We start from the raw sequence: 16,590 nt of genomic DNA, 5'->3' as shown, positions 1-16,590 counted from the left end.
TCAGGTGGGGCGGTACCTGCGAGGGCTACTTTTCCATCGATTCACCTGGATGACGAGAGGTCACCTCTGGACCCGGCGGAGTTGGCGGTGTTGACTCCGCTTAGTTGGTTTCCGCCTGAGGGGTTGGAGTTCTCGTGAAGTTCTTACCAAAGGTGTCCCCGCGGGGTGCCGTCGCCGTCGCCGCGGCCGTCGCGGCGACCGCCGGACTGGTGGCACAGACGGCCGGTTCGGCCGGCCAGGGCGCCACGGCGTCCGGGACGCAGGTCGCCGCGACCGGGCTCACCCAGCAGCTCGACACGCTGCTCGCCGACGCGCGCTTCCAGGGGTCGCAGGTCGGGCTGGTGGTGCGCGACGCGACCACCGGCGAGACGCTGTACGACCGCAACGGCTCGACCCGGCTGCTGCCCGCGTCGAACACGAAGCTGTTCTCGTCCACGGCCGCGATGCACACGCTCGGGCCGTCGTACCGGTTCCACACCGACGTGCTCGCGACCGCGCCGGTGCGCGGCGGCAAGCTGCGCGGCGACCTGTACCTGAAGGGCTACGGCGACCCGACGGCGCTGGAGTCGGACTACGTCGCGCTGGCCAAGCAGGTCGCGAAGTCCGGCGTACGGCGGATCGACGGCGACCTGGTCGCCGACGACACGTACTTCGACCACGTCCGCCTCGGCGACAGCTGGGCCTGGGACGACGAGCCGTTCTACTACAACGCGCAGATCTCGGCGCTGACGCTCGCGCCGAACACCGACTACGACTCGGGGACGGCGATCGTCGAGAGCCGGCCGGGATCGAAGGTGGGCGCGCCGGTCGGGTTGAAGCTCGTGCCGGCGAACGGCGTGATCAAGCTGGTCAGCACAGCGAAGACCGGAGCCGCGGGGTCGGACAACACGCTCACCATCGAGCGCGATCACGGGACGAACGTCGTACGGGTCTCCGGGTCGGTGCCTGCCGACGAGTCGGTCGGGCAGGAGTGGGTGACTGTTTGGGAGCCGGAGGTCTATGCGGCTGATGTGTTCCGGCGGGCGCTCGCCTCGTACGGCGTGCGGGTGGACGGCCGGATCAAGGTCGGCGCTACTCCGGCCGCAGGCTCGCGCCGGCTGGCGCGGGACGAGTCGATGACGGTCGGCGAGCTGATGAATCCGTTCCTGAAGCTGTCGAACAACATGCACGCCGAGACGCTGGTGAAGGCGATGGGCGCTGTGGCCGAAGCGTCCGGGAGTTGGTCGGCCGGGCTCGGCGTCGTCACGGACTACGCGTCGAGCGTCGGGGTCGACACCTCGACGATCCGGCTCTCGGACGGCTCGGGGCTCTCGCGGAAGGTCAACGTCACGGCTGACAGCGTGACCGACTTGCTGATCGCCGCGCAGAAGGAGCCGTGGTACCAGCAGTGGTACGACGCGCTGCCGATCGCGGGCAACTCTGATCGATTTGTCGGTGGGACGCTGCGGTCGCGGATGGCCGGGACGCCGGCCGCCAACAACCTGCACGGGAAGACCGGGTCGCTGACGGGCGTGACCGCGTTGTCGGGCTACGTCACGGACGCCGACGGGCGGAAACTGGTGTTCTCGATGATCAGCAACAACTACCTGACGACGCCGCGACCGGTCGAGGACGCGGTGGGTGTGACGCTGGCGTCGTGGTCGGAGGCGAATCCCCCGGCGGCGGTCGCGCCGTCGACCCTCCGCACGGCGTCGGGTGACGACGCGTGTGGGGAGTGGACGAAGGCCTGCTGATCCACCTCTGCGCGACCGCCTCGGGGTGACCCGAGGCGGTCGCGCGGCGCGCGGCGCGCGGCGCGCGGCGCGCGGCGCGCGGCGCGCGGCGGGCGGCGCGCGGCGGGCGGCGGGCGATCAGATGCTCAACCGATCTGCCGCTCCCAGATGTCCGTGATCACCGTCGGCCGCATCCCGACGCCGAGGTACAGGCCGACCGCCGGCGTCGGGTTCGAGCTGTCCACGTGCAGCATCGTCCCGCTCAACCCGGCCGCCTGGTCCCGCGCGAACTGCTCCCGCAGCAGGTACTTCGCGATCCCCCGCCCGCGCCCCGACTCCAGCACACCGAGCCGCCCGATGTAGTTGCAGTCGTAGCTGCTCACGAACTCCCCGTTGCACTCCCGCATCCCGACCGCCACACCGTCCAGCTCGGCGATCGTCATCTGCGACCAGTCGAAGGTCGAGCGCGACTCGTGCGAGGCCAGCCACTCGTCGTACGGGCGTGGTCCCGAACTCGGCTGCGTCGCGAAGGCGTCGACGATCAACCCGTGCACGACCCGCCGCGTCGCGTCGTCGTACGCGCCGACCCGCAGCTTCACCCCGGTCGGCGGCTCGGGCATCACCACCGGCGCAGTGTGATCGATCCGCATCAGCTGCACCGAGGTCTCCCGCGCGAACCCGCGCTCGACCAGCAGCCCCTCGAACACCTCGTCCTCCCGAAGCTGCCCGACATGCAGCTCCGACACCGGCCACCCGGCTGCGCGCGCCAGCTCGATCCCCCGAGCCGACGCGGTGTCGAGCAACCACGCCGCCACCGCCACGTCCGCCGCGAACACGTCCAGACCGACGTACGGCCGCGCGCCGGTCAGCACAGCCGTCGCACTCCCCACCAGCTGATCACCGTCGAACACCAGCCAGCTCCCCGTCGCCAGCTCCATCGACGGATCCTGCAGGTAGTCCGCGACGTTCTCCAGACTGTGCTTCGGAAACCCGAGCAGCCCCGAGGTGTACGCCCCCATCTGCGCGGTGATCACCTCGGCGTCCCCGAGCTCGGCAGGACGGACGGTCAGCCCAGCGGGCAACGCAGCAGTCATCCCCACATGCTCGGCACCACCACCGAGCCTGTCCAACCGATTAACAGCTCGTCGCCGTCCGTGCCCGCCGCCTGCCCTTTCCTTGTTGAGTTTACAAGCGGACCACCGCAGCACCGGGTGGTTGTCCACAGGACCCGAACGCAGGCGTTGGGCGTTCGGGGGCGACGGCCTCGCCGGGGCGGTCGCGGTCCGTCCCGGCGAGGGCGTCAGTTCAGCAGCACCCGGTCGCCGGTGGTGCCGGCGATGATGCGGCGCGTTCCGATCGCGGTCCGTAGGTCGAGCTGGACGCGGACCGGGCCGGTCTGGGCCTTCAGGCACTCTCCGCCGCTCGGCTCGTCGGGCGCCACCACGTAGCGGTACGCCGCGATCCGGGCCGTGGTCGCGTCCTGATCGAGGATGCGGACCATCGTGTGCGGGTTGCACCCCTCCCCGGGCCAGCCGGCCCGGGGTGCCTCGACCACCAGTACCGAAGGGGAACCGGGCACCGGCCGCACAGCCGTCACCGGGATCTCCTTCTGCAGCAGCATCAGGGTGTTGCCGAACTTGAACTTGGCCGGCGGCGGCCCGTCGTCCAGTACGCCGAGTGTCGGCGTACTGGCCGGGGCGGACGGCTCGGCGCCGCGCTGGACGTCCTGGGTGACGACCGTGGCGACCGTCGCGACTGCCACCACAGTCGCGACGGCCAGCAGGTTGCGCTGCCGCTTGCGCCGGCGGGCTCCCCGCTCCACGCCGGTGAAGGGCGGGGCCTGCTCGGGAGTCTGCTCGTCGACGTACTCGACCAGCAGCTCGGTCCTCAGCTCAGCCATGGGGCACCTCCTCCTGGACGGCGAGCAGCGGGGCCAGGGCCTGCCGGGCCCTGGCCAGCCGGGACTTCACGGTGCCCGGCGGGACCTGCAGTTCGTCGGCGATCTGGTCGACCGGAAGATCCATCACGTGGTGCAGCACCACCACCGCGCGCTGCGCGGGTGGGATCCTGGCCAGCGCCGCCGCCACGTCGAGCGCGTCCCCGTCCGGTTCACGGACCTCTCCTGTTCTGCCGAGCAACTTGGCGGAGGCCTTCTGCGCGACCTGCTGGCGACGCAGCCGGCTGATCAGCGTCCGGACGGCGACCGCCCGCACCCACGCCTCCGGGTCGTCGTAGCGGCGGATGCTGTCCCAGCGGCCGAGCAGTTTCACGTAGGCGTCCTGCGCGACCTCCTCTGCGTCCGCGCGGGAGCCGCCGATCGACACCAGGACACCGATCAGCCGCGGCCAGGTCCGGGCGTAGAGCGCCGCGACCTCCGCGTTCGGATCGGTTTCGGTGTGCCTCACACCGCTAACACGCGCTGCCACCGGACCAGGTTCCATCCTTTTTCGGACTCTTGCACCACCGAGATGTGAGAGATTACTCTCGAAACATGTCTCTCAGAAATCCGTACGGCGACTTCGAGGTCACCGACCCACAGGCGATGCGGGCTCTGGCGCACCCCGTCCGACTGGCCGCGCTCAGCTACCTGCAACGCCACGGCCCGGCGACCGCGACCCAGCTGTCGGAGCACGTCGGCGCCTCGCCGTCGGTGACGAGCTGGCACCTGCGGCACCTGGCCGGCTTCGGCCTGGTCACCGACGGGCCTCCCCCGGACGGCACCGCCGACAAGCGGCAGCGCTGGTGGCAGGCGGTCGCGCGCGGCTTTCGGTACGAGATGCCGGACACCCCCGAGGGCACCGAGGCCGGCCGGTTACTGCGCGCCGAGATGATGAACCAGGCGCTGGAGTCCGCCCAGCAGTGGCTGGCCGAGACCGAACCGTCCCTCGACCCGGAGTGGACCCGCGCGGTCGGCTCGTCGAACACGCTGCTGTTCGTCACGCAGGACGAGCTCGAGAGTCTGGAGAACGCGATCCAGGACCTGCTCGCGCCGTTCGTGCTGCGCGGCCCGGACGGCGCCCCCGCCGCGGCCCGCCCGGTCCGGCACCTCCGCATGTCGTTGCCCGAAGCAACTGAGTGAGGCTCTGATGAGGAAGTTGTCCGCCACCAGCCTGCTCCGCGACCGGCAGTTCCGGACGCTCTGGTCGGCGCAGGCCGTCTCCGAGTTCGGCGACCGGGTCAGCGAGCTCGCGCTGCCGCTGATCGCGGTCACGCTGCTCGACGCGAGCGCCTTCGAGACCGGGTTGCTGACCGCCGCGGTCTGGCTGCCGAACCTGCTGTCGCTGTTCATCGGGACCTGGGTCGACCAGCACCGCGACAAGCGGCCGCTGATGATCGCGGCCGACCTGACCCGGACCGTCGTGCTGCTGACGCTGCCGGCGGCGTACTGGATGGACATGCTGACGCTCGTCCAGCTGTACGCGATCGCGATCCTGGCCGGTACGGCGCACGTCGTGTTCAACACCGCCAACGCCGCGTTCTTCGTCCGGGTGGTGCCGCGGCCGCAGTTCCTGGAGGCGAACAGCAAGCTCTCGGCGACGCGGTCGTTCTCGTTCATGGCCGGGCCTGCGGTCGGTGGTGTGCTCGTGCAGTGGCTGACCGCGCCGGTGGCGATCGTCGTCGACGCGTGCTCGTTCCTGTTCTCGGCCGTGCAGGTGTCGCGGCTGAAGGTGGAGCCGGGGGCCGCGGACGAGACGAGCGAGTCGCTGTGGCGGCGGGCGCGGGAAGGCATGGGCTACCTGATGCGGCACCCGTACCTGCGCCGCAGCCTGGGGTGCGCGACGACCGTGAACTTCTTCAACATGATCGGGATGGCGCTGCTCGTACTGTTCGCCAGCCGGAACCTCGGGCTGTCCGCGGGAGTGATCGGTGTCGCGTTCGGCATCGGGGCGACGGGCGGTCTGGTGGGCGCGATCGCTGCGGCGCCGCTGACGCGGATGCTGGGCGCGGGGCGGTTGATCGCGATCAGCGCGGTGGTCTTCCCGGCGTCGATCGGCATCCTCGCGCTCGGTGGCGGCCCGGTGTGGGCCCGCGCGACCGCGCTGGCGGTCGCCGAGTTCGTCGGTTCGTTCGCGGTGATGTGCTTCGACGTCCCGCTGAACTCGCTGCAGGCCGCGGTGATGCACGACCACATGCGCAGCCGGGTGGTCGGCGCGTTCGCGAGCATCAACTACGGCGTACGGCCGCTGGGTGCCGTCATCGGTGGCCTGCTCGGCACCTGGATCGGCGTACGCGGGACGCTGCTGATCTCCGCGGCCGGTGGAGCGCTGTCGGTGCTCTGGCTGCTCCGCTCCCCGATCATCAGCACGAAGAGCCTGGACGACCTGCAGCCACCAGAAGGAGTTCTGGTGGCTGCAGGTGAGGTCCGTACGACGAACTAGTCGAGCTCGATCGGCTCCTCGATCTTCGCGACGGTGGTCCGCAGCGGGACCTCCTTGATGAACAGGACCGCGATCAGGCTGACCAGCGCGCACGCGGCGGCGATCAGGAAGATCCGACCGGTCGCGTCGCCGTACGACTGACGGACGAGCTCGGCCAGCTGCGGGGGCAGGTGGTTGACGTCGAGCAGGCTGGTGCCGCCGCCGTCCTGGAGCTTGCCGGCCGCGGCGGCTCCGCCGGGACCGCGCAGGACGCCCTCGATCAGCAGGTCCTTGACCCGGGTCGCGAGGACCGCGCCGAGGACCGAGACGCCGACCGCGCCGCCGAGGCTGCGGAAGAACGCGACCGACGCGCTCGACGCGCCGATCTGCGAGACGTCGACGGTGTTCTGCACCGCGAGCACCAGGTTCTGCATCATCATGCCCATCCCGACGCCCATCGACAGCATGCCGAGTCCGACGTACCAGTACGGGCTGGTGTGGTCGATGGTGCCGAGGATGACCAGGCCGATCACCAGCAGGATGCCGCCGGCGATCAGGTACCGCTTCCACTTGCCGAAGCGGGTGATCATCTGGCCCGAACCCACCGAGCCGATGAACGAGCCGAGCATCATCGGGATCGTCAGCAGGCCGGCCTCGGTCGGGCTGTAGCCGCGGGCGATCTGGAAGTACTGGCCGAGGAACAGCGCCGAGCCGAACATCGCGACACCGACCGACAGGCTGGCCACGATCGCCAGCGCTGTGGTCCGCTCCCGGACGACCTTCAGCGGGACCAGCGGCTCGGCCGCGCGGTTCTCGACGACGACCGCCAGTACGCCGAACAGGACCGTGCCGCCGACGAACAGCGCCGACTGCCAGGAGACCCAGGCGAAGTCGTGCCCGGCGAAGGTGACCCAGATCAGCGGCAGGCTCGCGGCCGCGCTGATCAGGACGGCACCCAGGTAGTCCATCCGCACGCGGCGCTTCACGACCGGCAGGTGCAGGTACTTCTGCAGCACCACCAGGCTGACCACGGCGAGCGGGACGCACACGTAGAAGCACCAGCGCCAGCCGAGCCAGCTGGTGTCGACGATGACGCCACCGATGAGCGGGCCGCTGACGGTCGCGACCGCCATCACGGCGCCCATGTAGCCGGAGTACCGGCCGCGGGAGCGGGGCGGGATCGCCGCGCCGATGATCGCCTGCGCGAGCGCCATCAGGCCGCCCATCGCGAGGCCCTGCAGGACGCGGGCGCCGATCAGGAACGGCACGTTGTGGGCCATCCCGGCCAGCGCGGAGCCGACCACGAACAGCGAGATCGCCAGCTGGACGAGCAGCTTCTTGCTCATCAGGTCGGACAGCTTGCCCCAGATCGGGGTGGACACGGTGGTGGCGAGCAGGCTCGCGGTCAGGACCCAGGTGTACTGCGTCTGGCTGCCCTGGAGGTCGGCGATGATCGTCGGCAGGGCGTTGCTGACGATCGTCGAGCTGAGCATCGCCGTGAACAGCGCGGCGAGCAGCCCGACCAGGATCTCGAGGATCTCGCGGTGGGTGAGTTCCGGCGCGGCAGGGGCCGGCCGGGTCTCGGTGACAGTCATCTCTCTCCAGTCGAAGTGGTGGGACGCCTCACGGACGTGGCAGCCTCGGTGACAGCGCCGGCGACTCTGCGCAAGGTCTCGGCGGCGGCTGCCATGTCGTCGTCGTTCCAGTCGGCCAGCGCGGATCGCAGGTGCCGGGTGTAGCTGGCGTACAGGGCCTCCAGGCGCTCACGGCCGGTCGGCGAGAGCGCGACCAGGGAGACCCTGGCGTCGGCAGGATCGGGCCGGCGGCTCACCAGGCCGTCGGACTCCAGGGCGGTCAGCTGACGGCTCACCACGGAGGCGTCGACGCCGAGCTTCCCGGCGATCTCTCCCCCACGCTGCTCGCCGTCCTTGGCCAGGACCTTCAGCACACTGGCGTCGGCCCGCCGCAGCCCGGTGTCGGGCCACAGGTGCCGGTGCTCGATACACCGCACGGCGCGAATCAGGGAACTGACCCCTTCGAGCACATCCTGCGCCGGCGTGTCCCGTTCGACCCCCGGGACGGAGGGTTGCTGGGCTAGTTGCATAACCCAACTATATACCTGGATAGTTGGTTTCCACAACCATTTGTGTGTTCTGCGGTGGATCGGTGACTGAGGGTGACCTCGGCTAGCTCAGGTCGGTGTTGAGGCGGCCGAGCAGACGGGCCAGGTCGGTCAGGTCGTCGCTGTCCCAGCGGTCCAGGATGGCGCGGAACTCGGCCTGGCGCTGAGCGCGCATCGCGTCGTACCGCTCGGCTCCGGCGGTGGTCATCCGGAGCAGGCGGGCGCGACCGTCGTCGGGATCGCCGATCCGCTCGATCAGGCCGAGCGACTCGAGCTGGCTGAGGCCGCGGCTGACGGTCGACTTGTCGAGGCCGAGCGCCTGGGCGACGTCGGAGGCCCGTACGCCGGCGCCGCCCGCGGCGGTACCGAGGTCGATCTGGGAGATCAGGGCGTAGCCGGCGGCGTCCATTTCCGGGTGCACACGACGGGCAAGCAGCATCTGAGCCGAACGGGCCCGGCGCAGCAGGATGGAAAGTTCCTGTTCGACGTCAGCGATGAGTTCCGGAGGTCTTCCGGTGGAACGACCTGCTGTGGGACCGGCCTTCGGCTCGGGGCGCTGGGCGACCATCTCGTTCACCGGACCACGATGCCGGCGTCGCGGAGGGCCTTCTTCACGTCGGCGATCCGGAAGTCGCCGAAGTGGAACACGCTCGCGGCGAGCAGCGCGTCGGCGCCCGCCTCCACCGCGGGCGGGAAGTGCTCGGGCGCGCCCGCTCCCCCGCTGGCGATCAGCGGTACGTCGACGACCGCGCGCACGGCCCGGATCAGCTCCAGGTCGAACCCCTGTTTGGTGCCGTCGGCATCCATCGAGTTGAGCAGGATCTCGCCCGCGCCGAGCTCGGCGCCCTTACGCGCCCACTCGATCGCGTCCAGCCCGGCCGGCTTCCGCCCGCCGTGCGTCGTCACCTCGAACCCGCTCGGCTGCTCCGCCGACCGCCGTACGTCGAGCGACAGCACCAGCACCTGGTTCCCGAACCGGTGCGCGATCTCCTCGATCACCGCCGGCCGGTGGATCGCGCCGGTGTTGATCCCGACCTTGTCCGCGCCGGCCCGCAACAGCCGGTCCACGTCCGCGGCCTCACGCACGCCGCCACCGACGGTGAGCGGGATGAACACCTGCTCGGCCGTCCGCCCGACCACGTCGTACGTCGTCTCCCGCGACCCCGAGGACGCGGTGATGTCCAGAAACGTCAGCTCGTCGGCGCTCTCGGCGTCGTACAACTTGGCCATCTCGACCGGATCCCCGGCGTCGCGCAGGTTCACGAAGTTGACACCCTTGACCACCCGCCCGGCATCGACGTCCAGACAGGGAATCACACGCACGGCAAGGCTCACGGGGACAAGGCTAGGGCATCGGCCCCAACGACGAGAGCCGCAGGCAACAGCCTGCGGCTCTCGGTGCACGAAGGACTACTTCCAGGCGCGGCGGTTGACCGGGGTCTACTTCCTGGCCTTCTCGACCACCCCTCGCGAGATGATCAACCCGAGTCAACCCTTACCGCCAGGTTGGCCGCTGCGTGTTCGGCTACTTCCAGGCGCGGCGCTTGCTGGTCGGCGGCTTGATCGGGGTCGTGGACTCCCACACCCGGCGCCAGCGAGCAGCGTCCGGGCCCGACTGCGACGGCGACGCACCGGTGGCGACCCGGCGGCGGGCCTCGTACCAGGTCGTCGACTCCTCGTCGAGCAGGGCCGAGACCGCGGCGGAGATCTTCGGGGCGAACTCGCGGGCGCTCTCGCCCTCGGCCGGGCGCAGCGGGTCGCCGTACCGGACGGCGACGGTCGGGCGGCCGGGGACCGGCCAGCCGCGGCCGCGGGGCATCGCGGCGAACGAGCCCTTGATGCCGACCGGGATGATCGGCACGTTGTGCTCGACCGCCAGGTACGCCGCACCCATCCGGAAGCGCTCCATCCAGCCATCGGGCGAACGCGTGCCCTCGGGGAAGACGACCACGTTCCAGCCGTCCGCGAGCAGGTCGCCGGGGGTCGCGCTGAGCTTGCCGCCGCGGCGCTCGATCGGGAACGTGTTGAACACGATCGCCGACGCGGTCGCCCGCCACCAGGTGTCGAAGAAGTAGTCCGCGGCCGCCGCGACCGCCGTCTTGCGGCGCATCGCGTCGGGCAGCGTGCAGAGCACCAGCGGGGTGTCCAGGTGCGACGAGTGGTTGGCCACGATCAGCGCCGGGCCGTCCAGCTTGCGCAGCGAGTCCAGGCCGCTGACCTGCGGGTTCACCTCGAACCGCAGGACCGAGTTCAGCGCGCCCTTCTGCAGCACCTCACGGACCGCGATCGCGGCCGGCGTCCGGGCCCACTTGGTCGGGAAGACCGAGGTCTCCTTGGGGATCACGTACGGCTCGGCCGAGCGCGGGACCTGCGTACGCCGGCCCCACCGCCAGCCGCGCGCGACCTGCTTGACGTCGCGCGCGGTGTCGCGGCCGAACCGGACCAGGTTCGTCCCCATCAGCGAACGTCCGCGAGCAGGTGCGGCGGGTTGTGCAGGTAGGTGATCGACGGCGACCGGCCGACCGAGTGGCTGACCATCTCCAGCGCGTCCTGCAGCGTCGAGGCTGACCGGAAGCCCATCCGCTCGACGGTCTTGCGGTTCGCGCCGACCCAGACGATGTCGCCGCAGTGGTCCAGGGCGTGGCTGATCCAGTACCACATGTAGAACGGGTGCACGCCGTGGTAGGCGTACGACGTCCGGTACAGGTGGATGTACCACGGGTCCTCGGCGTACTGCTTCTCGAACTTCGCCTCGATGGTGGCCGGGTCGGTCGACTCCGACAGCACCTCCTCGAAGAAGTCCACGTACGACGGGTGGTGCAGCTGGCTGAACTCGTAGTCGACCGGGTGGTACAGGATCACCGCGCCGTCCTTGCGGACGATCGGGTTGCCCCGGTAGGAGTTGAAGTAGTAGCCCAGCCCCATGCAGGCGGCCAGGATCGGGTTCATCACCGAGTTCACGTTGTACGGGCCGACGAACGGCACGCCCATGATCGCGACGTCGGACTGGCCCTGCACCTCGACCATGTGCTGCTTGTGCACGTTCTCGATGGTCTTGTCGTGCACCGGCTCGATCTTGCCGGCGTGGATCCCGGTCAGCCCGTAGTTGGCCCGGACGTCGGTGAAGATCTTGCGCCGGGCCTTGGCCGGGGCCAGCGCCAGCCCGCGCTTGGCGCCGAGCATCGCGGCCTGGTCCTTGATCGACCACTCCCACTCGCGCTTCTGCAGGAACTCCAGCGGCCCGCCGAAGATGTCGTTGTTCAGCGTGGTCTCGATCTGGAAGACCTTCACGTGCTCGGTGAGGATCTCGCCCATCCGCCAGGCCGAGTGGTGCATCTTGGAGGCCTTGTGGTCCATGAAGGACCGCGAGTGGATCATCGTGTGGCTGTTGTGGTGGTGCTTCAGCGACTTGTACGACGCCAGCCCGATCGACGTCGACTTGTGGCCGCCGTCCATCGCCACCAGGTTCACGTTCACGTAGACCAGCAGGTCGGACTCGGCCGCCCGCTTGGAGATCTCGACGTCCTCGCCGTGCCGGGTCTGGCCCAGGTGGGTCAGGTTCTCGGTGTCCTCGGCGTCGAAGTTGTACAGCTTGCCGTCGGGGAAGAAGGAGCGGAAGACCCGCTCGCCGACGATCTCGCGCAGCTCGTTCGGGGTCAGCCGGCGGTGCAGCGCGTTGGCCGAGATCAGCTCGACGTCGTCGACGCCGGCGTCGGCGGCCATCGTCAGCACGGCCTCGATGATGCGCTGCCGGATGTCCGGCTTCTTCATCGGCGGCAGCGGCAGCGAGATGTCGTCGAACGCGATCGTCAGCCGCATCCCGGCGCGCAGCAGCTCCGGCAGCGGCTCGGACTCCAGCGGGTGCAGCAGCGCGTTCTGGATCGCCTCCTCGACGTCCCGTACCGGCGGCAGCGCCTCCGGCGGGTACACCACCCGGGTGCCGAGCGGGAACCGCTCCAGCAGGAAGCCCTCGCCGTTGTGCACGAGCAGCGGCGGCGTCCGGTCGTCCACCTCGAGTACAAACCCTGGCCGGGACATGTCAGAACCTCTCTCGTCGTACGGTCGTCAACGGCCCCATCAGGAAGCCCTCACATCGAATGCGACCTTCACGGTGCCCAGCCGGCCGGCCGACTGTGCGTGGTCCAGCGCTTCGCGCCAGCGGTACAGCGGGTAACGCGCCCCGACGACGCCGTCGAGCGGCGCCTTCGCGGCCAGCTCCAGCGCGGTCTCGAACGCGGGCCGGTCGTTCGGCTCGCCGAGCGCGGACGCGTAGGTCCCGGTCAGCTCGAGCTCGCGGAACCAGACCGGCGACAGGTCGGCGCCGGTGGACGGCATCCCGGCCAGGACCACCCGGCCGCCGGCCTTGGTGACCCGCAGCACGGTGTCGATCGAGTCCTTGCTGCCGACCGCGTCGACGGCGATGTCGACGCCGCCGAGCAGGAACTCCTTGGCGTTCAGCTCCGGCTTCAGCCGGAACGCGCCGGTCGCGCGCCGGACGCCGCGGAAGACCTCGTCGGGCGCGACCACGTCGCTGGCGCCGAACGCCTTGGCCAGCTCGCGCTGCTTGGCGTGCTTGGCCACGACCGTGATCCGGCCGGCCTGGGTCAGCTCGCGCAGCGCGAGCGTCGCGAACAGCCCGACCGCTCCGGCGCCGCTGACCAGCACCGACTGGCCCGGCTCGACCTTGGCGCGCAGCGCGGTGTGCACCGCACCCGCCAGCGGCTCGGTCAGGACGGCGCGCTCGTCGGAGATGCCGTCCGGTACGGCGTACAGCTGGCTGCGGTGGGCGACCATCACGTTGCCCCAGCCGCCACCGGTGTCCTGGCAGAAGCCGGTCTGCAGCCCAGGCGCGACGTGGCCGACGGTGATCCGGTCGCAGCGGTTGGTGCGGCCGGTCACGCAGCTCTCGCACGGCTCGACGCCGCGGGCGGCGCAGGTCAGCACCGAGTCCATCACCACGCGGGTGCCCTTGGGCAGGTCCTCGCAGTCCTCGAGCAGCTCGCCGACGACCTCGTGGCCGGGCACGAACGGCATCGACACCAGCGCCGAGAAGTACAGCTTGGTGTGGCCGGTGACCATGCCGAGGTCGGAGCCGCAGATCCCGGACAGGATCGGCCGGATCCGCGCCCAGCCGTCCCGGTCGGCCTTCGGCTCGTTGATCGTGACGAGCCGCAGCGGCGCGGCCGGGCCGGTGAGCACACCGGGGATCCGGCTGCCGACCGCCTTGGCGGCCAGGAACTTGGCCGGTGAGCGGTACATCTCCAGGGCCAGCATCATCGGGCGTTCACTCCCGGGATCTCCAGACGCGAGGAAGTGGTGGGGGTCTTCCAGTCCACGATCTGCCAGCGCGCGGCCCGGGCGGCCCGGAACAGCGACACGTCCGGCGAGACCGCGACCGGGTTGCCGACCGCGGCCAGCATCGGCAGGTCCGAGTGACTGTCGGCGTAGGCGTAGGACTTGGACAGGTCGATGTTCGTGCCGCGGGCACGGCGCTTGATCCAGGCCGCCCGGGACTCGCCGACCAGCGGCGGGCCGGACAGGTACCCGGTGCAGCGGCCGCGGTCGTCGACGGCCAGCTCGGCCGCGACGATCTCGTCGAACAGCGGCTCCAGCGGCCGGGTCAGCGGCCGGATCGCGCCGGTGATCAGGATCGTCTTGTGCCCGGCCGCGCGGTGCTCGCGGATCCGGCGTACGGCGTCACCGCTGAGCCGCTCCAGCACGTGCTCGGCGAGCACCTCGTCGACGATCTGGTTCAGCTGGTCGAGGTCCGCGCCCTCGTAGCGGCGGTAGATGGTGCGCAGGAAGGTGCCGCGGTCCTTGCGCTCGGCCGAGATCAGCTTCGGCAGCTTGCGCAGCATCGCGCCGATCTCGCCGACCCGCTGGTGGCTGTCCAGCTCGGGCAGCCGCATCCACAGGTAGGTCTCGATCACGTTCGAGGACAGCAGCGTGCCGTCCATGTCGAAGGCCGCGATGATCTCGGCGTCCTCCGACGGCTGCACCTTCTTGAGCACGCCGGCGTTCTCGGCCAGCGCCTTGTTGCGCTTCTTCCGGACGACGTCCAGCCGGCGCATCGACTCCGTCACGCTCGGGCAGTGCAGCTCCTGCAGGTAGTACTGCCAGTCGACGACGGCGGTGTCGCAGGCGAACTTCTCCCGGTCGTCACCCTCGAGCGCGTTGTGCAGCGCGAGCACGTTGTCGTCGACGAACTGCAGCTCGGCCTGCGCGTACTCGGCGTACAGGTCCATGTAGCGGCGCAGGAAGTCGAGGCGGCGCTTCTGCACGTCCAGCTCGCGGGCGTACTTGCGGACCCGCTCGCTGCGCGGAGCCGTGGTGATGATCCGGTCGGCGATCTTGTGCGCCTTCTCGCCGTAGCGCAGCATCGACTCGACCGAGTCGCCGCCGGGGAACTTCCAGACCGGCAGCCGGACCGCGCCGCGCTCGCCCAGGTCGAACGGGTGCTTGGAGAAGTACTCGCGGACCCCGGCGTACAGCTGCTCGAAGGTCAGCGGGTTCCGGGCGCCGGAACCGATGTGGTAGTACTCCGGCTTGCTCAGCTCGGGCTCGCGGGCCATCACCGCGCAGATCGCGCCGACGACGTGGTCGACCGGGATGATCTCGATCACCGAGTCCGGCGACGCCGGGAACTCCGGCAGCTCGCCGCGGCCGTAGGCCAGGATCAGCGGCTCGGCCATCTTGAAGCCCTCGATCCAGCCCGGGTGCGGGCTCTGCACCGCGGACTCGATGATGGCCGGCCGGACGATCGAGGTCGGCAGCTTGGCCGCGAACTCCTCGACGACGCGCTCGCCGAGCGCCTTGGTGAAGGTGTAGCAGTCGGTCCAGCCGAGGCTGCGGGCCCGCTCGGTGCCGGTCTCGACCAGCTTCTTCGCGACCCACTCGTTGCGGCGGCGCTCGGTGTCGGCGGCCGCGGTCAGGTGACCGGCCCGCCGGTGCAGCTTCTCCGACTCCTTGCGGAACTTGGCCAGCATCGCCGCCGAGCGGGACATCCCCTCGACGCGGGACTTCATCGCCATCCCGGCCTCGGCCTCGGTGCGCCAGTCGACGTTGTGCTCGACCGGGGCCTCCGGGATCGCGCCGCGGCGGCGACCGGCGGTGTACGCCGTGGAGATGTGCACGTAGTGGATCGAGTGGCCGTCGACGGCGCGGCTCTCGTCGATCCGCTCCAGCAGGCTCTTGGTGCCGAGCACGTTGGTGGTGAACGCCTCGTGGATCGGCGGGTCGAAGCTGACGTCGCCCGCGCAGTGCACGACGATGTCGAGATCGGTCGGGAGCTCCGGGACGTCGGACAGGTCGCCCTCGACGACCTGCACCCGGGCCGCGGACAGCGCCTCGGCGTCGGCGTACGGGGTGCCCTCGCCGTAGAACGGCTTGAAGATGTCCTTGCGGAGCAGCTGCGCCATCCGGTCGGTGCCCTTGAGGGAACCCTTCGGGCGGATGATCGCGACCACCGTCGTGCCCGGCAGCTCACCGATGATCCGGTGCAGCAGGGCCTCACCGACGAAGCCGGTCACGCCCGTGACCAGTACCTTCTTGCCGTCCAGCTTGTCGGCAAGCCTCACTTGTCGCCTCCACGGGTGAGTTCGAGTGCCTCGGTCAGGGTGAACGCGCCGGCGTACAGGGCCTTGCCGACGATGACGCCCTCGACGCCGTCCTTGACCAGCGTGCTGAGGGCCTTGAGGTCGTCCAGGCTGGAGACGCCGCCGGAGGCGACGATCGGCTTGTCGGTGCGGGCGCACAGGTCGCGGTAGAGGTCCAGGTTCGGGCCCTGGAGCATGCCGTCCTTGGTCACGTCGGTGACCACGTAGCGCTCGCAGCCGGCCTTCTCCAGGCGGTCGAGCACCTCGTAGAGGTCGCCGCCCTCCTTGGTCCAGCCCCGCGCGGCCAGCGTCCGGCCGCGGACGTCCAGGCCGATCGCGACCCGGTCGCCGTACTGCGCGATGATCCGGTCGCACCACTCCGGGTCCTCCAGCGCGGCGGTGCCGATGTTGACCCGGCGCGCGCCGGTCGCGAGAGCGGCCTCAAGCGAGGCGTCGTCGCGGATCCCGCCGGACAGCTCCACCTGGACGTCGAGCTGGGCGGTGACCTCGGCGAGCAGCTCACGGTTGCTGCCGCGACCGAACGCGGCGTCGAGATCGACCAGGTGGATCCAGTCGGCCCCGGCCTCCTGCCAGGCCATCGCGGCGGCCAGCGGGTCGCCGTACGAGGTCTCGCTGCCGGCCGCACCCTGCACCAGCCGAACCGCCTGCCCGTCCGCCACGTCGACGGCAGGCAGCAGCACCAGGTTCTCAGACATGGCCCACACCCTAGATGCCCAAGGTTCGTGGAACGTAACCAGATGCCCCGCTGAGTCGTTGGGATCCGATCTGTCTCAGCAATACCA

15 protein-coding genes are annotated in these 16,590 nt (G+C 70.3%); 3 read left to right on the top strand and 12 right to left on the bottom strand.

Annotated features, from left to right (window positions below):
- Positions 1–134: 134 nt before the first annotated feature.
- The gene (dacB, locus tag ACZ6Z4_RS28270; protein WP_465570274.1) at positions 135–1,733 is read left to right on the top strand and encodes a D-alanyl-D-alanine carboxypeptidase/D-alanyl-D-alanine endopeptidase; all 1,599 of its coding nucleotides are present in this window, start codon (positions 135–137) and stop codon (positions 1,731–1,733) included.
- A 125-nt stretch (positions 1,734–1,858) separates the two neighbouring features.
- Here the strand turns inward: dacB and ACZ6Z4_RS28265 are convergent, their stop codons facing one another.
- From ACZ6Z4_RS28265 to ACZ6Z4_RS28255, 3 genes are all read right to left on the bottom strand, one after another.
- Positions 1,859–2,806: a GNAT family N-acetyltransferase gene (locus ACZ6Z4_RS28265; protein ID WP_465570272.1), complete on the bottom strand. Its 948-nt coding sequence runs from the start codon at positions 2,804–2,806 to the stop codon at positions 1,859–1,861.
- 206 nt (positions 2,807–3,012) lie between these two features.
- The gene (locus ACZ6Z4_RS28260; protein ID WP_465570270.1) at positions 3,013–3,612 is read right to left on the bottom strand and encodes a hypothetical protein; all 600 of its coding nucleotides are present in this window, start codon (positions 3,610–3,612) and stop codon (positions 3,013–3,015) included.
- Entirely contained in the window at positions 3,605–4,117 is a 513-nt protein-coding gene (locus tag ACZ6Z4_RS28255; RefSeq protein WP_363677875.1) for an RNA polymerase sigma factor, read from the bottom strand. The genes ACZ6Z4_RS28260 and ACZ6Z4_RS28255 overlap by 8 nt, the downstream gene beginning before the upstream one ends.
- 86 nt (positions 4,118–4,203) lie before the next feature.
- On the opposite strand from ACZ6Z4_RS28255, the gene ACZ6Z4_RS28250 reads away from it, so the two are divergent.
- Positions 4,204–4,791: an ArsR family transcriptional regulator gene (locus ACZ6Z4_RS28250; RefSeq protein ID WP_363677873.1), complete on the top strand. Its 588-nt coding sequence runs from the start codon at positions 4,204–4,206 to the stop codon at positions 4,789–4,791.
- Between the two features lie 7 nt (positions 4,792–4,798).
- Positions 4,799–6,091: an MFS transporter gene (locus ACZ6Z4_RS28245; protein WP_465570267.1), complete on the top strand. Its 1,293-nt coding sequence runs from the start codon at positions 4,799–4,801 to the stop codon at positions 6,089–6,091.
- Here the strand turns inward: ACZ6Z4_RS28245 and ACZ6Z4_RS28240 are convergent.
- The 9 genes from ACZ6Z4_RS28240 to priA form a co-directional block, all read right to left on the bottom strand.
- Positions 6,088–7,665, bottom strand: coding sequence for an MFS transporter (locus ACZ6Z4_RS28240; RefSeq protein ID WP_465570265.1), 1,578 nt, complete (start codon positions 7,663–7,665; stop codon positions 6,088–6,090). The genes ACZ6Z4_RS28245 and ACZ6Z4_RS28240 overlap by 4 nt on opposite strands.
- The gene (locus tag ACZ6Z4_RS28235; RefSeq protein ID WP_465570262.1) at positions 7,662–8,174 is read right to left on the bottom strand and encodes a MarR family winged helix-turn-helix transcriptional regulator; all 513 of its coding nucleotides are present in this window, start codon (positions 8,172–8,174) and stop codon (positions 7,662–7,664) included. Before ACZ6Z4_RS28235 ends, ACZ6Z4_RS28240 begins: the two co-directional genes overlap by 4 nt.
- Positions 8,175–8,256: 82 nt before the next feature.
- The gene (locus ACZ6Z4_RS28230; RefSeq protein ID WP_465571831.1) at positions 8,257–8,760 is read right to left on the bottom strand and encodes a MarR family winged helix-turn-helix transcriptional regulator; all 504 of its coding nucleotides are present in this window, start codon (positions 8,758–8,760) and stop codon (positions 8,257–8,259) included.
- 5 nt (positions 8,761–8,765) lie between these two features.
- Complete coding sequence (hisF, locus tag ACZ6Z4_RS28225; protein WP_465570260.1) at positions 8,766–9,527, bottom strand: imidazole glycerol phosphate synthase subunit HisF; 762 nt, start codon at positions 9,525–9,527, stop codon at positions 8,766–8,768.
- A 190-nt stretch (positions 9,528–9,717) separates the two neighbouring features.
- Entirely contained in the window at positions 9,718–10,650 is a 933-nt protein-coding gene (locus tag ACZ6Z4_RS28220) for a lysophospholipid acyltransferase family protein (RefSeq protein WP_465570258.1), read from the bottom strand.
- Positions 10,650–12,230, bottom strand: coding sequence for an NPN-dependent hydroxyacid isomerase, LarAH14/15/16 family (gene larAH / locus ACZ6Z4_RS28215; protein ID WP_465570255.1), 1,581 nt, complete (start codon positions 12,228–12,230; stop codon positions 10,650–10,652). Before larAH ends, ACZ6Z4_RS28220 begins: the two co-directional genes overlap by 1 nt.
- 39 nt (positions 12,231–12,269) lie before the next feature.
- On the bottom strand, positions 12,270–13,469 hold the full coding sequence (locus ACZ6Z4_RS28210) for a zinc-dependent alcohol dehydrogenase (RefSeq protein WP_465570252.1): 1,200 nt from the start codon (positions 13,467–13,469) through the stop codon (positions 12,270–12,272).
- Entirely contained in the window at positions 13,466–15,769 is a 2,304-nt protein-coding gene (locus ACZ6Z4_RS28205) for an HAD-IB family hydrolase (RefSeq protein WP_465570249.1), read from the bottom strand. The genes ACZ6Z4_RS28210 and ACZ6Z4_RS28205 overlap by 4 nt, the downstream gene beginning before the upstream one ends.
- Positions 15,766–16,503: a bifunctional 1-(5-phosphoribosyl)-5-((5-phosphoribosylamino)methylideneamino)imidazole-4-carboxamide isomerase/phosphoribosylanthranilate isomerase PriA gene (gene priA, locus ACZ6Z4_RS28200; protein ID WP_465570247.1), complete on the bottom strand. Its 738-nt coding sequence runs from the start codon at positions 16,501–16,503 to the stop codon at positions 15,766–15,768. Before priA ends, ACZ6Z4_RS28205 begins: the two co-directional genes overlap by 4 nt.
- Positions 16,504–16,590: the final 87 nt, after the last annotated feature.

This window comes from Kribbella sp. NPDC104740, assembly GCF_055583505.1.
This window is presented reverse-complemented; position numbering and strand designations above follow the sequence as displayed.